This is a genomic window from Paraliobacillus salinarum (assembly GCF_014083865.1).
In the GTDB taxonomy this organism is placed as follows: Bacteria; Bacillota; Bacilli; order Bacillales; family Amphibacillaceae; genus Paraliobacillus; species Paraliobacillus salinarum.
In genome coordinates this window covers 101,490-121,738 of the sequence record NZ_JACEFA010000006.1, presented here as the reverse complement: position 1 = coordinate 121,738, position 20,249 = coordinate 101,490, and the positions used below count along the sequence as shown (strand labels likewise).

19 protein-coding genes and 1 riboswitch are annotated in these 20,249 nt (G+C 36.9%); of the genes, 1 reads left to right on the top strand and 18 read right to left on the bottom strand.

The genetic code is table 11. From position 1 onward, the window contains the following. Window positions 1-11: 11 nt before the first annotated feature. The 13 genes from ribE to HP569_RS08220 form a co-directional block, all read right to left on the bottom strand. Window positions 12-665: a riboflavin synthase gene (gene ribE / locus HP569_RS08280; protein ID WP_182200699.1), complete on the bottom strand. Its 654-nt coding sequence runs from the start codon at window positions 663-665 to the stop codon at window positions 12-14. Beyond that, window positions 665-1,756, bottom strand: a complete 1,092-nt coding sequence (gene ribD / locus HP569_RS08275) for a bifunctional diaminohydroxyphosphoribosylaminopyrimidine deaminase/5-amino-6-(5-phosphoribosylamino)uracil reductase RibD (protein WP_182200698.1) — start codon at window positions 1,754-1,756, stop codon at window positions 665-667. The genes ribE and ribD overlap by 1 nt, the downstream gene beginning before the upstream one ends. 108 nt (window positions 1,757-1,864) lie before the next feature. Continuing rightward, a riboswitch (FMN riboswitch) is annotated at window positions 1,865-2,013 on the bottom strand. 63 nt (window positions 2,014-2,076) lie between these two features. Then, on the bottom strand, window positions 2,077-2,601 hold the full coding sequence (locus HP569_RS08270; protein ID WP_281366444.1) for a VanZ family protein: 525 nt from the start codon (window positions 2,599-2,601) through the stop codon (window positions 2,077-2,079). Window positions 2,602-2,852: 251 nt separating this feature from the next. Next, the gene (gene murB / locus HP569_RS08265) at window positions 2,853-3,767 is read right to left on the bottom strand and encodes a UDP-N-acetylmuramate dehydrogenase (protein ID WP_182200696.1); all 915 of its coding nucleotides are present in this window, start codon (window positions 3,765-3,767) and stop codon (window positions 2,853-2,855) included. A 136-nt stretch (window positions 3,768-3,903) separates the two neighbouring features. Continuing rightward, entirely contained in the window at window positions 3,904-4,455 is a 552-nt protein-coding gene (locus tag HP569_RS08260) for a cysteine hydrolase family protein (RefSeq protein ID WP_182200695.1), read from the bottom strand. A 1-nt stretch (window position 4,456) separates the two neighbouring features. Beyond that, window positions 4,457-5,122, bottom strand: coding sequence for a TetR/AcrR family transcriptional regulator (locus HP569_RS08255; RefSeq protein ID WP_182200694.1), 666 nt, complete (start codon window positions 5,120-5,122; stop codon window positions 4,457-4,459). 14 nt (window positions 5,123-5,136) lie between these two features. Continuing rightward, window positions 5,137-6,147, bottom strand: coding sequence for an ABC transporter permease (locus tag HP569_RS08250; RefSeq protein WP_182200693.1), 1,011 nt, complete (start codon window positions 6,145-6,147; stop codon window positions 5,137-5,139). Further along, on the bottom strand, window positions 6,144-6,866 hold the full coding sequence (locus HP569_RS08245; protein WP_182200692.1) for an ABC transporter ATP-binding protein: 723 nt from the start codon (window positions 6,864-6,866) through the stop codon (window positions 6,144-6,146). Before HP569_RS08245 ends, HP569_RS08250 begins: the two co-directional genes overlap by 4 nt. Window positions 6,867-6,979: 113 nt before the next feature. Further along, the gene (gene argF / locus HP569_RS08240) at window positions 6,980-7,924 is read right to left on the bottom strand and encodes an ornithine carbamoyltransferase (protein WP_182200691.1); all 945 of its coding nucleotides are present in this window, start codon (window positions 7,922-7,924) and stop codon (window positions 6,980-6,982) included. Beyond that, on the bottom strand, window positions 7,921-11,148 hold the full coding sequence (carB, locus tag HP569_RS08235) for a carbamoyl-phosphate synthase (glutamine-hydrolyzing) large subunit (RefSeq protein ID WP_182200690.1): 3,228 nt from the start codon (window positions 11,146-11,148) through the stop codon (window positions 7,921-7,923). Before carB ends, argF begins: the two co-directional genes overlap by 4 nt. Further along, window positions 11,141-12,238 (bottom strand): carbamoyl phosphate synthase small subunit, encoded by a 1,098-nt coding sequence (locus HP569_RS08230; RefSeq protein WP_182200689.1) that lies wholly within the window; start codon window positions 12,236-12,238, stop codon window positions 11,141-11,143. Before HP569_RS08230 ends, carB begins: the two co-directional genes overlap by 8 nt. 108 nt (window positions 12,239-12,346) lie before the next feature. After that, on the bottom strand, window positions 12,347-13,777 hold the full coding sequence (gene argH, locus HP569_RS08225) for an argininosuccinate lyase (RefSeq protein ID WP_182200688.1): 1,431 nt from the start codon (window positions 13,775-13,777) through the stop codon (window positions 12,347-12,349). After that, window positions 13,774-15,033, bottom strand: a complete 1,260-nt coding sequence (locus HP569_RS08220; RefSeq protein ID WP_182200687.1) for an argininosuccinate synthase — start codon at window positions 15,031-15,033, stop codon at window positions 13,774-13,776. The genes argH and HP569_RS08220 overlap by 4 nt, the downstream gene beginning before the upstream one ends. A gap of 279 nt (window positions 15,034-15,312) precedes the next feature. Here HP569_RS08220 and HP569_RS08215 point away from each other — a divergent pair, with 279 nt between their 5' ends. Further along, window positions 15,313-16,224, top strand: coding sequence for a DUF4349 domain-containing protein (locus HP569_RS08215; RefSeq protein WP_182200686.1), 912 nt, complete (start codon window positions 15,313-15,315; stop codon window positions 16,222-16,224). Window positions 16,225-16,312: 88 nt separating this feature from the next. Here the strand turns inward: HP569_RS08215 and HP569_RS08210 are convergent, their stop codons facing one another. The 5 genes from HP569_RS08210 to HP569_RS08190 all read right to left on the bottom strand — a co-directional run bounded on the left by HP569_RS08210 (window position 16,313) and on the right by HP569_RS08190 (window position 20,235). Continuing rightward, on the bottom strand, window positions 16,313-16,930 hold the full coding sequence (locus tag HP569_RS08210; protein WP_182200685.1) for an NUDIX hydrolase: 618 nt from the start codon (window positions 16,928-16,930) through the stop codon (window positions 16,313-16,315). 15 nt (window positions 16,931-16,945) lie between these two features. Continuing rightward, window positions 16,946-17,638, bottom strand: coding sequence for a GNAT family N-acetyltransferase (locus HP569_RS08205; protein ID WP_343051112.1), 693 nt, complete (start codon window positions 17,636-17,638; stop codon window positions 16,946-16,948). Between the two features lie 100 nt (window positions 17,639-17,738). After that, a complete protein-coding gene (ddlA, locus tag HP569_RS08200) occupies window positions 17,739-18,842 on the bottom strand; it encodes a D-alanine--D-alanine ligase (protein ID WP_182200684.1) in 1,104 nt (367 codons plus the stop codon). Window positions 18,843-18,945: 103 nt separating this feature from the next. Next, window positions 18,946-19,605: an ABC-2 transporter permease gene (locus tag HP569_RS08195; RefSeq protein ID WP_246367023.1), complete on the bottom strand. Its 660-nt coding sequence runs from the start codon at window positions 19,603-19,605 to the stop codon at window positions 18,946-18,948. A 27-nt stretch (window positions 19,606-19,632) separates the two neighbouring features. Next, the gene (locus tag HP569_RS08190) at window positions 19,633-20,235 is read right to left on the bottom strand and encodes an ABC-2 transporter permease (protein ID WP_281366448.1); all 603 of its coding nucleotides are present in this window, start codon (window positions 20,233-20,235) and stop codon (window positions 19,633-19,635) included. Window positions 20,236-20,249 lie beyond the last annotated feature (14 nt).

Sequence of the window (20,249 nt, the reverse complement as noted above, 5' to 3'; positions counted from 1 at the left end):
ACTGTTTCCTCCTAATCAATGAACCCATGATCTCTTAAAATATGTTTAGTGATTGGACTAGTCTGTTTGTTTTCAACATTATTTCTTATCAAATTTTCCATGTATTTCGCTAACATGTCGAACTCTAAATTAACTAGATCACCTTGTCGTTTTTCACCTAGAATCGTTTTCTCTTGTGTTTCAGGGATTAGGGAAATAACAAAATGATCTGTGTCCACGTCAAAAATAGTTAAAGAGGTACCATCTACCGTAACAGAGCCTTTTGACATCAAATACTTGCTATCTTTTTTATCCACTTTAATAGAAAAATATCGCGCATTGGCCTCTGTCCATATATTCGAAATTTCTCCTACCTTATCAACATGACCAGATACAAAATGTCCTCCAAATCGACCATTCGCTTGCATTGCCCGTTCTAAGTTTACCTCCGTACCTACATGGATCTGTGATAAAGATGAAAATCGAAACGTTTCTGGCATCACATCAACGGTAAATTGATCGGCTAGAAATGAAGTAACAGTTAAGCATACACCATTTACAGCAATACTATCTCCAACTTTCACATCTGAAAGAACGGTTTTCGCTTGAATGACTAGTTTTAAGCTATTTGCTTGTTGTTTTACAGATAAAATGGTTCCTTTTTCTTCAACAATTCCGGTAAACATTACTTCACCTCCTGTGTTGGATAGGCAATTACTTTTATATCTGTTCCAATCTGTTCTACCGAGGTGATGACCAATTGTGATGCGTCAATCATCTTTTCTGGTGAGCTTCCACCAACTGTTGTCTGTGCATCCGCTCCACCTAATAGTTTTGGCGCAATATACCAATGACACGACTGGAATAATTTTTCAGATACAAATGAACCGTGTAATGTTCTTCCTCCTTCTACATATAAAGATTGAATTTTCATTTCTCCAAGTTGATCTAACAACTCTGGTAAAAGAATGTTTGGTGTTGCTTGCTGTAATAGTTTTACGTGTGGAAATTTAGTTTGAAATGCACTGGTATCTGCCTTACTCCCACAAACAATCCATGTGGGTGCTTGATGATTATGCAAAAGGTTACTTGTTTGATTAATCGATAAATGGGTATCTAAAATAATTCGAATGGGATTTATTCCACCTTGGGGCAGTCTGGTGGTTAACTGTGGGTTGTCCAATTGAACGGTATTGACACCAACCATAATGGCATCATGAATAGCGCGCTCTCTGTGGACATCTTGCCTAGCCTCTTTAGAGGTGATCCACTTACTATCACCTGTTTTCGTTGCAGTCTTACCATCTAACGTCATAGCGACTTTTAACGTTACATATGGTCTTTTGTGTGCCATATAATGAAAAAAATGCTTATTTATTTCTAACGCTCTTGCTTCCCTTGTTCCAACTTCTACTTCAATTCCTGCCTGCTGTAATTTTGCAATCCCTTTTCCAGCTACTTGAGGATTAGGATCAACACAAGCAATATATACTTTTTTTACATGGCGTTCAATTAACAAATCAGCACACGGGGGTGTTTTACCATAATGTGCACAAGGCTCTAAGGTTACATATACCTCTGCATCTTTCCCGTTATCTCCCGCTTGATTCAATGCAATCACTTCTGCATGAGAATGACCAGCTCGTAAATGACTCCCCATGCCTACAATTCGACCATCTTTAACAACAACTGCACCAACGGATGGATTAGGACTCGTCTGTCCAATTGTACTCTGTGCTAGTGATAATGCAATGTCCATGTAATTTTCCTTATTCATCTGCATCCACTCCTTTATTGTGGAAGCATAGAAAAGCCCCAGATCATTTGATTCTGGGGCTTTGTTAGCGTTAGTAAATAAACATATCCTAATGGCTATGTTTGTTCGTCATTCCTTTTCCCATCCAGACTTTCACTGTCGGCTTTGGATTCGCACCAAATCCACCTTCACACTTATGTGCTCCGGGTCACGGACTTAAGATAGTTACGCTATCTATCACCGTCGGTCGGGATTTACACCCTGCCCCAAAGGAATTACCTATTCGATTGTTCATAGTTTAACATGCTTAAAAAAGATACTCAAGTTTTTTCTTTTTACTTTTATGCATTTCTATTTTTCCTTGCAAATTGAATGGCTTTGTAATAACTAAACCTTACCATCGTAAATCCAATAAAACCCATCATCGCTCCTAATGTATTAAAAAACAGATCGTCTACTGTACCTAAACGAGTTGGTGTGAAGAATGTCTGTGTTAATTCAATCGTTAATGACGAAAAGAATCCAATTAATACAATCAACAGTACATGACGGACATGACGAAATAAGTACGGTACAAAAATACCTAGTGGCAGGAATAACAAGATATTACCTAAAGAATATAGTAATTGATACATTAAATACCCATCAGCCATATGAGTCAAATTATAAAATAGGTTTGTATCAAAGCTAATTGCACCTTTTTTTGCAAACTCATTGGTAAAATAAAATGGTTCCATCGTCAAATAAGTAACAGATAGTATATAAACAAAAAACAGATTGATAATAATCTCTCTAAAAAAACGGAATTTTCCTTTTTGGGATAAATAGCGATTCCCTCTATACCAAATCCATAATAAGGTCAACATTACATAGACGAAAATAGGATCGAGACTAATCATTTTTTGGTTCCTTCCTTATCTTTCATTCACTTATACCTAAATCTATGTACAAACATAGCTTGTCTATTCTAATTTTAATTTTTTGTATACGAGTATTTATAACATTCGTATTAGCAGGTCCGTTCACGGCTGTTTCTCCCTATAGACAATACATTGTTTTTAAGTTAAAACAAATTCAGCATACCTAACAATTGTAGGTATGCTGTACAAGGAGTATTCTAATCTTCACCTATAATACGAACTTCTCTTTCTAAATCTACACCGAACTTTTCCTTAACTGTTCGCTGGACCATCTCAATTACAGCAATATATTCTGATGCTGTAGCATTGTTCTTATTCACAATAAAACCAGCATGTTTAGTCGAAACCTCTGCACCACCAACACCTTTTCCTTGTAGGTGACTATCTTGAATTAGTTTTCCTGCAAAGTAACCTGGTGGTCGCTTGAATACACTCCCACATGAAGGATATTCCAATGGCTGCTTTGACTCTCTTTTATATGTTAAATCATCCATTACAGTTTTAATTTCCTTCTCTTCTCCAGGCTTCAATCGAAAATGAGCTTCTAGTACAATATATCCTTTTTCAGGAATATTACTTGATCGATAGCTTAAATCTAATTCGGATGCTTCAAGTGTTAATAACTCTCCGTTCTGATCAACAACAACTGCTTTCTCTAAGCAATCTTTCACTTCCCCGCCATAAGCACCTGCATTCATATACAGCGCGCCGCCGACAGTTCCAGGAATACCACACGCAAACTCGAGTCCTGTTAATTTTTCATCTAATGCACGATAAGATACATCAATAATCCGTGCACCACTCTCCGCGATAAGTAAATCTCCATCACGTCGGATATTAGTAAATCTTTTTGGACTCATTACAATACCACGAATTCCACCATCACGCACAATTAAATTCGATCCATTTCCCAATAAGGTAAACGGAACTTTTGTTTGACTTGCATAACGAATAATCGCTTGCACTTCTTCTATACTAGCTGGTGTAACAAAGAAATCTGCTTTCCCACCTAGTTTTGTATATAAATATTTTCTTAATGGTTCATCTATTAGAATATTTTCTTTAGCCGTTAGTTGGCTTAATTCTTGAAAAACTGTAGACTCTTGCTCCATAATTATCATCCTTTAAACTGTCATAAAGTGCAATTTATCCTATCCGTTATCGCACGGTAAACTACACAATCTAAATTATAGCAGGAGACTAGCCTATTAGCCAACATAGATTTAAAGGAATATTTGTAGGTTTGTGTCAGACCACTTTTGCCCCTAGTGTATTCGCAAAATGTCCAAGCGCCCAATCGTGCCCAGCTTGATTAAAGCTTGCAACTGCGTCTTTATGAATCACTATTTTAAAGCCTTTATTATAAGCATCTACCGCCGTATGCAACACACATATATCCGTACATACGCCAATGATATGCAATTCTTCAATTCCTCGTTCTCTAAGCTTTAATTCTAGATCTGTACCGGCAAATGCGCTATATCTTGTTTTATCCATGTAATAAACATGTGCTTTGTTCTCTACTTGTTTATATAAGGCTTGCAATTCCCCGTAAAGCTCTCTACCTTTGGAACCCGCTATGTTATGAGGCGGAAACAATTCTGCTTCTGGATGATAACGATCCGCTTCCTCATGTTTATCGATAGCGAAAACGATAAAATCTTCAGATGCTACAAACTGTTTTGTAATAGCTATTACTTGCTCTTCAATGACTTGACCTGGTTCTCCACAAGTTAACTTACCATCTTCTGCAACAAAATCATTCGTATAATCCACATGAATCAAAGCACGTTTTACCATATTATTCACTCCTATGATTATAATGTAGCCCATCTAAGATTAATTGTATCATCTGTTCAATTTCTTGTTCCTCATTTTTTATCGGTTCAGATAAAAGGATATAACGATGTAACAAAAAGCCCATGACTGTCGATAAAATAAAACGAAGGGTTGTATCTATTGGATATTCGTTTAGTTTGCCTTCTTGTTGTAACTCTTTAAGCTTTTCCACTACCTTAGGATAGATTTTTGTTAGAAAGGTTTGCTTAAACGCTTCTTGGATCTCTTGATGAAAAGCGATTTCTTGTAAGATTATTCGAACCATCAAGGTATTTTTCTTAACAAATTTTACTCGATTGTAAATAAATGCTCGCAATAGCTCTTCTAATTCAACTTTTTCTGGATCTAATACTTCTTGGATCATTTGGTCAGCAAAATACGGTACAATCAACTTCAATATTCCTGGTTTAACAATTGCCATTAACAAATCTTTTTTTGATGGATAATGGCGGAAAATCGTCCCTTCCGCAACACCTGCTTGCTTAGCAATTTCACTTGTAGAAGTTGCTGCATATCCTTTTTCTGCAAAGTTTTCTATTGCTTTTGCTAGAATAGCTGCTTTCTTTTCCGTTAATTTAACTGATTCTCCGTCCAGTTCTAAAAGTTGTTGAATATATGCTTTGTCCATTATTGTTTTCTCCCTTATTTCCTATATGCTATCAGTGTAACTAAATTGAGGATAAAAAATAAGCTAGAAAAACCAAGTAAAATGAGTAAATCTAAGCTAACCTCTCCTAATCCATTTCCTTTAATCATAACATCAGTTAGTGCAGATGCACCATATTTAATTGGCATAACACGCCCAATTCCTTCTACCCATGCAGGAGCACTATCCAAAGAGAACAATCCAGAAAAGAATGCTTGCGGAACAATAACAATTGGAATAAATTGCATCATTTGAAATTCATTTTTGGCAAAAGTGGATAGGAGCATCCCTAAGGTTAGCGCAGTCAATGCAAGCATCAACGTGATAAATATAACAAGCAGTATAGAGCCTTGCATCGGAACAGTTAATACATACACACTGAAAATAATTACTACAATCGATTGAATAATCGCAAATACTCCAAAGCCTGCCAAGTAACCACTAATGATTTCCCAGCTTCTGATCGGTGTGGCAAACAATCGTTCCATTGTTCCTTGTGACTTTTCTCGTAAAAATGAAATGCCGCCGACCAAGAAAACAAAAAAGAATGCAAAGTAACCAATCAATACTGGACCTACATAGTCAAATGTTGTTTCTACTTCTGCTTTATAATATTGCTCAACATCTAATTGGATCGCTGAATTTTCACTTATTGAAAGCGTACGTTGCAGATGCATGAATAGTGCTTTCTCTATATTCGGTTGACTATTATCAATGGTAATTTCTAATTGTTGGCCCTCCATAACTAAAACTGCTTGAACTTCTCCATCTGCTAAATCTTCATATGGTGTGTCGGTATCAATGATTTCAATTGAATCACTTTCTATTTGCTCTACTAGTTGGCCTGGAACATCTATGGTTGCAACTGAGTAATTGCCTGCTTCTTGATCAAGCACTACCCAAGTTAATACTAAAATAAGTAATGGCGCTAAGAATAATAAAGCTAGTGTTCGTTTGTCTCTAAGAAACTGTTGAATAATTCGTGTAATTATCGCAGCTATTTTCATGATTGATCACTTCCCAACTGTAAAAAAGCTTCCTCAATGGTTTCAACGCCGGCTTGTTCTTTTAAAGAATTTGGCGTACCGCTAGCTAAAATACTTCCGTTTCGTAAAAGTCCTAAACGATCACATTTTTCTGCCTCATCCATTACGTGAGTGGTAATCACTACAGTAACACCTGATTTTTTTAACTTATAAAAACTATCCCAAATCCGATTTCGAAGTACAGGGTCTATCCCAACAGTCGGTTCATCTAGAATTAATATCTTTGGTTCATGTAATAAGGCAATTCCAAGTGATAAGCGTCTTTTCATACCACCTGAAAAATTCTCCACTCGTTTATCTTTATCTTGAAGTAAATCTACCTGTTCCAATACTTCTGTTATCCTTTTGTTTCGATAGGATCCTTGCATCTGGTACAGCTTTGCAAAGAATGTCAGATTCTCATTAGCAGTTAATTCATCATACAATGCATCAGCTTGTGCCATATATCCAATGTCATTTAATTTTTTTAAGTTAGGCATCTGTACACCATCTACTTGAACCAAACCATTTCTTGGCGTTAACGCCCCAATAAGCGTCTTTACTAAAGTTGTTTTTCCAGATCCAGAAGGTCCTAATAATCCATAAATTTCGCCTTTGTTAATTTGTAGCTGAACATTCTTTAGCACCATTTCCTTTCCATAAGCTTGGTTTAATTGCTCTAAACGAATAATTGAACACATACAAACAACTCCTTTATAATAAAAGTGAGTGATCACTCACTTTTATTATAAAGGAGTATTTAGTAATGTAAAGCCCTTATTTTGGGACAAAGGGGTCAGACCCCTTTGTCCCATTATCCCATTAACGCTACCATCAATGCTTTTTGAGCATGGAGGCGATTTTCTGCTTCTTGGAAAACAACCGAGTGTTTTCCATCTATAATCGAAGCGGTAACCTCTTCCCCTCGATGCGCAGGCAAGCAATGCATAAATGTATAATCTGCCTTGGCATGTTGTACAAGCGATTCATTCACTTGATAAGCTGCAAATAGTTTTTCTCTTTCCTGTTGTTCGCTTTCTTGCCCCATACTAGCCCATACATCTGTATAAATTACGTCAGCATCTTTTACTGCCTCAATTGGATCCGTTGTAATTGCAATGTTAGCACCATCAGTAATCTCTTTCGCTTTTTTAACTATTTCCTCATCTGTAAGATAACCTTCTGGTGAAGCTGTACTAAATTGCATCCCCATTTTGGCTGCCCCTAACATAAGGGAATGTGCCATATTATTACCGTCACCGATGTAAGCAATTTTCAAGCCAGCTAAGGTTCCTTTCACTTCTTGTATCGTTTGTAAGTCTGCTAACACCTGACAAGGGTGATAACTATCTGTTAGTCCGCTAATCACTGGTATGCTGGCATTTTCCGCTAATTCTTCCACATCTGATTGCTTAAACGTCCGGATCATGATGCCATCTAAATAACTAGATAATACTTTGGCCGTATCTGAAATCGTCTCTCCTCTACCAAGCTGAATATCGTTTGAGCTCAGAAATAATCCTGTTCCACCAAGCTGATAAATACCTGATTCAAACGACACTCGAGTTCTAGTAGAAGATTTCTCAAAAATTAAACCTAACACTTTACCTTTTAAGGGTTGATAGACTTCTCCTCGCTTTTTCTTTTCTTTTATTTCTTTAGCTAAGTCTAACAAATATTTAATTTCTTCTGGCTGATAATCTGCTAAGGTTAAGAAATCCCTCCCCTGCAACTGTACTGCTACATTTTGTTCCTTCAATGTAACGCCTCCTCTTTTTTATTCACGCTACTTTTATCTGTTTGATACTCACTAATCGCTTTCGGTGCTTCTAATGTGTATGCCATCGCTTGAATATACGCTTGCAATGTCTCATTAGCTGATAAACAAATAGCTCCTGCTTGCAATGTACTTTCTCGCAACTGTTTGCTTGCTTCATCCAGCTTTGTGCTACATACGACACAAAAAGCTTCTTCATTATTCATTTCAATAGCTGATTGAGTAGATACTACCCGTTCAATATTCACACCACGTTTCTCTAAAAGGTTTGCTGTATCCACATCTGCAAAAATTTGCCCTGTAATTGTCGCTAAAGCAGCTACCAACTTCTCATCTACTTCTTCTAATGATAAATAAATCGCTTTATCCTCTGTGATTGGTTGTAAAAATTCTTTTTTCCAACCAAAAGCTTTTGCCATTGCAGCAGATACAGTCGATCCAAGTCCTATTGCTTCTCCTGTTGATTTCATTTCAGGTGCTAAAATCGGATCTACTCCTGGTAATTTATTTGTTGAAAAAACCGGCATCTTTACTGCATAAAATGGAACATCCTGATGCAATCCAAGTTTCCATTGTTGTTGGTTCAACTTTTCTCCCATTTGAATTCGTGTTGCCAAGTCAATCATTGGCACACCTGTCACCTTACTTGCAATCGGAACCGTTCGAGAAGCTCTTGGATTTACTTCTAAACAATAAATCATTTGTCGATCCTCACTAATGACAAACTGTATGTTCATCATTCCTTTCACCTTTAAAGCTGCAGAAATTTTTCTCGTATAATCTTCAATGGTTTGCTTTTCTACTTCAGAAAGACTTGGTGCAGGAAAAATAGCAATACTATCACCCGAGTGAACCCCAGCTTTTTCAACGTGTTCAAAAATACCAGGTATGACAATGTCTTCTCCATCACATACCGCATCCACTTCGACTTCGCTCCCTTGAATAAAACGGTCAATTAACAAAGGGAAAATTTGAGAATAGTCTGTACTTTGTTCCATTTGCTTTAAATACTTGATTAGTTCAGTTTCAGTTTGGAGAACAACCATTCCTTGACCTCCAATGACATAGGAAGGACGAAGTAAAATAGGATAACCAATGTTTTCGGCAACATCCTGCGCATCTGATATCGACATCACCGTATCTCCTGGGATATGTGGAATATCTAGTTTTCTTAATAATTGATAGAATTGATCTCTATTTTCGGTGGCTTCGATCACACGTAAGTCCACACCAGTTAGTTCGATCCCGTGTTCTACCAATTCATCTGCTAGCTTAATAGCTGTTTGACCACCAAACTGAACTAGCACGCCATCCGCTTGTTCTTTTTTTACTATTTGAATGACATCTTCTGCAGCTAAAGGTTCAAAATAAAGATGATCGGCCGTATTAAAATCTGTGCTCACTGTTTCTGGATTATTGTTAACAACCACCGCATCAATCCCTTGTTCCTTTAAAGACATCGCCGCGTGAACAGAGCAGTAATCAAACTCTACTCCCTGCCCAATACGAATAGGTCCTGAACCAAGTACAACGATACGACGTTTCCCTGTTAATGGTTCTACTTCATCCTGTTCATTCCAAGAGCTATAAAAATATGGTGTATCAGCTGCAAATTCAGCCGCACATGTATCTACCATTTTATATGCTGGTAAAACAGACTCCTCTTCTAAACGAGTCTGAACTTCTAATTCAGAAACTCCCCAAATAGATGCCATCGTTTTGTTTGAAATACCGTATTGCTTAGCTACTTTCAAATCTACTTGAGAGACCTCTTCCCATTTCTTTTGATTCAAATCTTGCTCCACTTTTATCATAGCAGCAATTTCATATAAGAAATATTTTGTGATTTCAGTTATTTCATGTAATTGGTCAATTGTATAGCCACGTCGAATGGCTTCAGCAACAACAAATAAACGCTCATCTGTTGGACGAACTAATGCTATCTCAACAGCATCATTACTCCAATCCTCTAGTGACGGTAATCTTAACTGATCCAAACCGACTTCAAGTGAACGAATTGCCTTATTAAGTGCTGTTGGAAAATTTCTTGCTAATGCCATTACTTCTCCAGTTGCCTTCATCTGTGTTCCAAGCAAACGATCCGCTTGAAAAAATTTATCGAATGGCCAACGTGGTATTTTCACCGCAATATAATCAATTGCTGGTTCAAAGCTAGCATACGTATCTCCTGTAATCGGGTTAAGCACTTCATCTAGGTGATAACCTAGTGCTACTTTAGCAGCAATCCGTGCAATCGGATATCCCGTTGCTTTAGATGCAAGCGCGCTCGATCTACTTACTCGTGGATTTACCTCGATAATAATATACTCATTACTTAAGGGGTTTAACGCAAACTGAATGTTACATCCACCAATTACACCAAGCTCTCGAATAACCTTTACGGATGATGAGCGTAGCATTTGATATTGATCATCTGTTAATGTTTGTGATGGCGCCACGACAATACTATCACCCGTATGTACACCAACTGGATCAAAATTCTCCATGTTACAAACAATCACACATGTATCGTTTGCATCACGCATTACCTCATACTCTACCTCTTTCCATCCCTTCACACTTTGCTCGATCAACACTTGATTAATAGGACTAGCATGAATCCCTTGTTTCACAATACGCTTTAAATCAGAGGCATTATCTGCAATACCGCCACCAGCACCACCTAGTGTGTAGGCAGGACGAACAATGATTGGATAACCAACTTGCTCAGCAAATGTTAGTGCATGCTCAATCGAACTTGTGGATACACTCTCTGCTATCGGTTCATTAATTTCTTTCATCATCGATTTGAAAATTTCACGATCTTCGCCTTTTTGAATGGTTTCTAATGGTGTACCTAATAAAGTCACATCATATTTCTCCAGTACACCCGCTTCTGTTAATTCCATTGCTAGATTCAGTCCAGTTTGTCCGCCTAATGTAGGTAACAATCCGTCTGGTCTTTCTTTTTGAATAATCTTGTCTAATGAATCCAAAGTTAAAGGCTCTAAATAAACTTGATCTGCAATATTTTCATCTGTCATTATCGTTGCAGGATTATTATTTACAAGAATAACCTCCACACCCTCCTCTTTGAGCGCGAGACAAGCTTGTGTACCAGCATAATCAAATTCAGCTGCTTGCCCAATTACAATTGGACCTGAACCAATAACTAATACTTTCTTGATCTTATCAATCTTAGGCATGCTGCTTCACTTCCTTCTTACTTAACCGTTCAACAAAATGCTCGAAAATCTCTTGTGTATCTTTTGGACCTGGATTTGCCTCAGGATGGAATTGGACTGTTGTCACATCTAAATGCTTATGTTTTAAACCTTCAACAGATTGGTCATTTACATTTCGATGTGAAATGCTCCAATCGGTACTGTCAATTGAAGCATCATCAACGACATAACCGTGATTTTGTGACGTAATATAAACTTTTCCGGTTAATAAATCTTTTACTGGATGGTTACTTCCTCGATGGCCATATGGAAGACGATTCGTTTTACCACCAAAAGCTAATGCGATGAGTTGGTGACCTAGACAAATGCCTAAAGTGGGATACGTTTGAGCTATTTGTTTTAATATTGGCAAATGATCTTGTAAATGTGACGGATCACCCGGTCCATTGGAGACGATCACTCCATCTGGGTCTAATCGCTTAATCGCATGAAAAGAGGCATCGTAAGGAACAACTGTCACCTCACAGCCTAACTCAATGAGTGCTTGAGTAATGGAGTGTTTATAACCAAAGTCAATAACAACAACATGGGTTGCTTGACTGAAAGAAGCAGATCCGATCGCTTTGTATTGTTGGATAGATGATACGGATACTCGCTTCACAAGGTTAGGATTAACTTTACAAATCGTTGGTTTATCTGTCGGATTGGTTGTGATTTTTCCATACACTTCTCCATGCTGGCGAATGATACGTGTTAATGAACGTGTATCTACCCCTTGTAACGTCGGAATGTCATATTTCATTATCATGTCCTTTACAGAATAATTGGATTGATAATGATCTGGTTGTTCACAAGCTGTTCCGATAATTAAACCAGCCAATGCTGGATAATGGCTTTCTTTTGTCATATCATTACAACCATAATTTCCGACCAGTGGATAAGTAAGTGTAACAATTTGTCCTGCATAAGAAGGATCTGTTAATACCTCTTGATACCCAGTCATCGCTGTATTAAAAACCATTTCACCTTCTTGTTCGATTGGTTTACCTAGAAATTCTCCTTCCAATACATCCCCTGTGTTTAAAACAAGATAACCTGTTTGCTTTGTCATCTTTCTCCCTCCAGTCAATAACTTATAATTATACTTAAATTTAAATAAATATACATGATTCTCAAAAGAAAACTAGCGTGATGCTAGTTTTTCAGTTTCTAAGATAATTTATTTATCTAGTGTTAATTTTTGTAGGATGGTTGATTTTTCCTTTATCCACGTGTGATTTGCCTCTAACAGTGCTTCTGCTTGTTTAAGTTGTTCTTCTACTCTGTTTTTGGCTGTGCCTCCTGCTACATTCCTTGCGTTCACAACTGATTTAGGTGCTAACACATCATAAATGTCAGCTTCTATTGCATCAGAAAATTGTTTGAACTCTGCTAATGTTAAATCAAGCAAATACTTTTGTTGTTCGATACTGTAAAGCACGGTTTGCCCAACAATTGCGTGCGCTTCCCGAAAAGGTATATTTTTTACAACCAAATAATCAGCTAAGTCCGTTGCATTGGAATAATCTTTTGCAACTGCTTCGTACATCTTTTCTTTTTTGACATGCATTGTTTCAATCATCGGTGCAAATAATGCTAGCGCACCCTTCAATGTCTCAACCGTATCAAACATACCTTCTTTATCTTCTTGCATATCTTTATTATAAGCGAGCGGCAATCCTTTTAATGTGGTTAACATGCCCATCAAGTGACCAACGACACGCCCCGTCTTTCCACGAACTAATTCTGGTACATCGGGATTTTTCTTTTGAGGCATCATACTACTTCCCGTACAAAAAGCATCGTCTAATTCAATAAAATCAAACTCAGCACTCGACCATTGCACTAGTTCTTCGGATAAACGTGACAAGTGAGTAATAATCAATGAAGCATCAGCTAAAAATTCAACAACGAAATCACGATCACTTACCGAATCCAAACTATTCTCAGTGACACCATCAAAAGCTAATGCTTCCGCTACATAATGACGATCAATTACAAAAGAAGTACCAGCTAATGCGCCTGCCCCTAACGGTGAACGATTGACACGTTTCCAGCTATCAATAATACGCTCCATATCACGCTGGAACATGAATACATACGCCATCATATGATGCGCAAATAACACTGGCTGTGCACGTTGCAAGTGCGTATAGCCTGGTAACACAGTGTCTAAATTTTGCTGTGCTTGTGTATATAACGCTTGCTGCAATTGACCTAATAGTTCAGTAATCGTTACTAAAGCATCACGTAAATATAAACGCATATCTAAAGCTACCTGATCATTTCTACTTCGACCGGTATGCAATTTTCCGCCAACAGCTCCGACCTCATCAATTAATAGCTTCTCCACATTCATATGAATATCTTCATTCGCTTCAGTTAATTCCGCTTCTTCATTTTCAATTTTTTCTGCGACTATCTTTAAACCTTTTGCAATCGTATCAGCATCTTTTTGTGAAATAATCTCGCATTTGGCAAGCATAGCTACGTGGGCGAGACTACCTTGAATATCAAAAGCGGCTAATTTTTGGTCAAATCGAATGGATGCTGTATATTCATCCACTAATTGATTCGTTGGCTTGGTAAATCTTCCGCCCCATAGTTTCATTGCTTAATCGCTTCCTTTACATCTATCGTTGTTTTAGTAATCGATGTTTTCTTTTGTTGTTGTGCACCTGTAACTGTTTCATGCACTTGTGTTGGCAATCCCCACAGTTTAATAAATCCTAATGCTGCGTCATGATCAAATGCATCACCCTTTGTATATGTTGCAAGATCCATATCATACAACGAATGTTTTGACTCACGACCAACCACTTGTGCATGGCCTTTATATAACTTTACTTTTACTGTTCCAGATACATACGTTTGTGTTTCTTTTATAAAAGCTTGTAATGCACTAGTTAATGGAGAATACCATAATCCATCATAAATTGTTTGTGCTAATTTTTGCTCAATGGTTGGCTTAAATTGCGCTACTTCTCTAGGTAAAGTCAATGCTTCTAGTTCTTGATGAGCAGCAATTAATGTTAAAGCAGCTGGTGCTTCATAAATTTCACGAGATTTAATACCTACTAATCTATTTTCAACATGATCAATACGTCCAACACCATGTTTTCCTGCAATTTTGTTTAGTTTTAAAATTAACTCTTCTAACGGGTACACCTTGCCATCAATAGATACTGGTTTCCCTTGTTCAAAAGCGATTTGAATTGTTTCTGGCGTATCCGGCGCATCAATTGGATCTGTCGTTAAATCAAATGCATCCTTTGGTGCTTCCGCCCAAGGATCTTCTAAAATACCACATTCATTACTACGTCCCCATAAATTTTCATCGACACTATACGGGCTTTCTAACCCAACCGGAACAGGAATACCATTTTCTTGTGCATAATTTATCTCTTCATCCCTTGTCATCTTCCATTCACGAACTGGCGCGACAATTTTCAAGGATGGATTGAGGGCAGTAAATGCTACATCGAAACGAACCTGGTCATTTCCTTTACCAGTACAGCCATGCGCTACTGCAACTGCTCCTTCTTGTTCTGCAATATCAACTAATATCTTAGCAATTAACGGACGTGACAATGCAGAAATAAGTGGATACTTTTGTTCATACAATAAATTTGCTTGTAATGCTGGCAGCACATATTCTTCTGAAAATAACGCCTTTGCATCAACGGAATATGATTTAATCGCACCAACGTCTAATGCTTTCTTTTTGACAAATTCTAAATCTTTCCCCTCTCCTACATCCAATCCAACAGCAATCACGTCATAATTGTACTGATCTTGAAGCCACTTAATTGCAACGGATGTATCTAATCCTCCAGAATATGCTAACACTACTTTTTCCTTCGCCATATATAACCTCTCCTAACATTTTATATGTTTCTTTATGAACGTTTATTTTGTTTGTATGAATTATTATGCATTAAATAGTATATTAATTCAAGTGATTTATTAGAATTTTTACAATCTTTTTTATTATTGTTAAAATAACGATGTAATATTATAAATATCTAAGTATAAGCATTAATAAAGAAGCACGCGTGTAAGATTATTTCATAATTATGCAAACTTGAAACTTTATTTAGTTTAAAACGACTATTAGGAAAAGAACGTTTAAAGGAGGGTAATATAATGTCCAAAATGTTTAGAGTCCTGTTTGTATTGTTGTTTGTTTTTATATTATTTGGTTGTAGTGGTAATGGAAGTAGTGATGATGGAGCCGATTATTCGTCAGAAATAGCAACTGAAGACGCCGCGATGGGTGAATCGTTCTCATCCAACTCAAAAGAAGGAGCGGTAAATGAAACAAGTGAGCAAGCTGAACAACAGGACGGAGAAGAACTTCCTAAAGGTGCGGAAACAGACCGTAAAATTATTTACAATGCGAATGTCACGTTAGAAGTAAAGGATTTTCAGGGGACGATTGAGCGATTAGAGAAAGAAATTGATGGGGCAGGCGGTTACATTGTCTCCTCAGACTCCTACCAAATAGAGAAAAATGTACATGAAGGAACAATTACTGCGCGAATTCCGCAAGAACAATTTGAAGCTTTTATTTCGATGGTGGAAAAAAGCGATATGAAAGTTACGCAAAAAAACATCTCTGGTGAAGATGTGACTGAACAATATGTCGATCTTGAAGCCAGATTAAAGTCGAAACAAGTTGTTGAAAAAAGACTACTTGCCTTTATGGAGCAAGCAGAAAAGACAGAGGATCTATTGAAAATTTCTAATGATCTTGCCAACGTTCAAGAAGAGATCGAGCAAATCACCGGGAGAATGAATTATTTAAAAAATAAATCAGATTTTGCTACCGTGTCTTTGCATATTCAAGAAAGACGAGTTGATATTGTTCAAGATGAAGATTTAAACACATGGGATAAAGTTCAAGAACAGATGAAGCGAAGTGTTAACTTCTTGTTATCAGCTGGTTCTAGTATGATTATCTTTTTAATCGGTAATTTACCAATACTAATCATTTTTGCAATCGCTGGTGGAATTGGTTATTTTGTTTGGAGACGACAAAGGAATAAAAAAGAATAACGCGTTTTCCACTCTATCTGTGATGATAGAGTGGATTTTTCGTTTGTGATTAATTTAGATTTTACGAAAATAGCATTGAAATTGTAATCTAATCAAACAGTGTGGGCTTTGTAGGATTTTTTACGAAATCAAACATCATCTTAACTTGTGACTCTGTGTTCCGTTTTAATGATAGGCTTGGCAAGTTATCTTCAGAGAAAAATTGCACATTTTTTGTTTCTATACCAGCTTGCGTGTCTCCGCCTACAATGTCACAATAGATAAACATTTTATAAAAGTGATACGGATCTGGTGGATGATCATGTTTATTTTTATCTAATACAGCTAGTAATCTACTAGGTTCAACCATTAGACCCGATTCTTCCTTCACTTCTTTTTTGACATTTTCAGAAGCGGACGATCCTATTTCACAGAAGCCACCCGGTAAAGCCCATGCATCATCAGACTTTTCCTTCACTAACAATAGTTGATCATTTTTAAAAATAGCAGCACGGACATCTACTTTTGGCGTTGGATAACCTGTCTCATTTGTAAATAGCTCCGTTATCTTATCTGTATTTACATCGGTATATTCATGCAAAATTTCCACACTTAACTCACTTAATTCTTGATACCGTTCTTGATCGAACACATCTTTTGAAAAAGTTAACCCAGATTGGGCAATTGCTTGCATTCTTTTTGCCCAATCCAGCCATTTTTCACTCATGCAAACACCTCTCTATTAACTTTTGGAAGAATCATCCATCAAACCATAAGCTGCTTCTATTAATTTTTTCCCTCCAATGTTTATTTCCTCTTCATCTACCTTTTCCCCACCAATTGCTTGGTAAAAACCTACCGACGGATTATCTGCTAATACCCATATGAGTACACCATTTAATTTTTGTTTTTTTAGATTTGCTGTTACACGTTGGAGTAATTCTTTTCCTATTCCTTTGTTTTGGTACGATTGGAGTAAATAAACCGCGTACACTTCTCCTTGATAGAGTGAATAATCTCCTGTGCGTTCCTTTCCCCCATTAGCAAAACCCACAATTTGACCTTGGTCATTCTCTGCTACGAAAACTTTTGCTCCGCTAGCAAGTATCTTCTGCCAGAGTGCTACCTTTTCATCGTATGATAATTGATCCAAATAGGATTGCGGTACGATTTCCCGATACGTTTCACGCCAACTGTCTACGTGCACCTTTGCAATTGCTGCATAATCCGCTGCTGAAGCGACTCTGATTTTCATTTTATTTCCCCCACTTTTTGTGATTCGATTATTTCCGCCGATATATTCCGCTGAGCGCCGATATATTCTGCTGAGCGCCGATATATTCTGCTGAGCGCCGATATATTCTGCTGAGCGCCGATATATTCTGCTGAGCGCCGATATATTCTGCTGAGCGCCGATATATTCTGCTGAGCTCATCTCCCAAAACCGGAGATGAGCATTTTTTAGCAAAAAATCATCCAAAACAGATATGAAAAGAGATCAAATCGCTTCTTGATTTGATCTCTTACTATTAATATTAGTCATCTAGCACTGTATTCTTAAGTTGATTGTTGCGATCGTGACGTTCAATCGCCAACATAATCAAGCGATCAATTAGCTCTGGATATGGTATTCCACTTATATCCCATAACCTTGGATACATGCTAATTTTCGTGAATCCCGGAAGTGTATTGACTTCATTTACGACGAGCTCGCCATTCTCTTGTAAGAAAAAGTCCACACGAGCCATTCCTTCACAATCTAACGTTTGGAATACATCTACCGCCGCTTGTTGTACTTTTTTGGTTAACGCTTCAGACAAATCAGCTGGCGCTGCAAGTTCTGCACCTGTTTCATCAATATATTTTGATTCATAGGAATAGAAGTCAGTCTGTGGTAAAATTTCTCCTGGTAATGAGGCAGTCGGATCTTCATTTCCTAGTACTGCACATTCAATTTCTCGACCGATAATTGCCTCTTCTACTAAAACTTTATGGTCGTATTGAAATGCATCTTTCATACCTTGGTAAAATTCTTGCTCATCACGCACTTTGCTAACTCCTACAGATGAGCCCTGATTAGCAGGTTTAATAAACATCGGTAACCCTAGCGCTGCTTTTACTTCTTCAAAATTGATCTTATCTTGCTTACTTTTTCTAAAAGTCATTCCTTTAGCAACTGATATTCCTGCGCCTTGTAACAATCGCTTCGCAACATCTTTATCCATACTCACAGCAGATCCTAACACATCTGTTCCGACAAATGGAAGGTTAGCTATGCGCATCATTCCTTGGATACTTCCATCTTCACCAAGTGTTCCATGGACAATTGGAAAAACAACATCAACTTGATCAAGTGGATTTGCGTTTGACACATTGACTAGTTGCGCCTCTGCTTCACCAGGAACAACCGCCACTTGCTGATTACTTTTATTTAATTGAATTAATTTTGGATTTTCTTCATGTAATAAATAAGAGGATGGGTCATTGATGTGCCATTTCCCCTGTTTATCTATCCCTAATAAAACAACTTCATATTTCGATTTATCGATTGCATCGACAATATTTTTTGCTGATTGGAGTGAAACCTCATGCTCAGCAGATTTACCACCGAAAACAATTCCAACTTTAATCTTTGACATTTTTATGCTCCTTCTTTCTTTGCTCACTTCAGAAATTGCTTATATTTAAGATACCACATTGCAGCTTGTTTTGAGAAAGATTTTTAAAGAAAAATCCTCACTATTATGAGCGACGCTTGAGGATCTGCTCAGTCAGCAACATAGAAAATCCATACAATAATAATGCGACAATCATACTCACGCTTGGTGAAAACGGCATAATCATTTCCAACCAATCAGATATTCCATAAGTTAATCTTTCTAAAAAATCATATTGCGTTTGTTTTTCAGCGAATTGACCGGACTGGTAAATAGCAAAAGCCCACAGCGCGAACCAGATAAACAATAATACTTCCAATAATAGTTTTTTTTGAAAGAGATAGAATATTGGTAAACTAATACTTAAAACAAGTATTACAATAACAAATGCATAAATAAAATCTTCCATTCGAAATGGAAAAACAAATGCGGAAGCTCCTTTTCCTCTAGAAATAGTGGCCCACATGTTCATTAACCTTAACAGTGTCATAAATAGTACAACAGAAACAAATAAAAAAACATATCTACTATAAACCATCTTTTTTGCACTTATAGGTAAGCTCTTTATAAAAATATTTATACGATTATTTTTATCTTCCCTAAAGATAGAAAAGCAAAATAATATAATGAAATAAACAATAAATAAAACCGTTTGCCCTATTGCACCAAAGAGAAATATAGCAGCGAACATCACTAAAAATAGTTTATACATAATGAAGAAATCTTTTTTCCATAACATCAGCATTGTTTGCAAGGGAATTACCTCCTATCATTAAAGCACTACTTTTTTCTCCATTATTTGTTTTGAAATTATAAAAGACACAACAAACGAAGCAATGCAAACCGTACTTAATCCAACAAGATTACCTTGGTCTTGTAAAAAATAATCTACTAGAAAATTTCGATTTGAACCGGATAGAATTATAAAAATGAAAAGAGTAAGCGAAACAACGATTCTAGCTTCAATTGTTTCTGGTTTAAAACGAAACAACAATGGGATCAATATACTTGCTAGCATGATAATAAATAACGCGTAAACAAACACATGTGATCCAATCTCTTGTATCGTAAATCTATCAGGAGAAAAAATATGCAGTAATTCATATCCACCCCACATTGCTAAGCCTAGCAAAGTAATATAGAGTACGATAAATACATAGTAAAGAAGTACATAAAACGATCTTGAAATTGGTAAGCTTAATACAAACCGTTGAGCTTTAAATTTTTCTTGCTTTTCTGCAACCGAATAAAACATAAGTAAGTTTACAAGCAACGACAAAACATATGGTGAAGTATTTAAATAATGCAAAACGAAAAATAGCAATATATTCAGCAAAAATAAAGGCATGAGCGTTTTCCAGTACAGACCGATCACTAACTGAAAATATT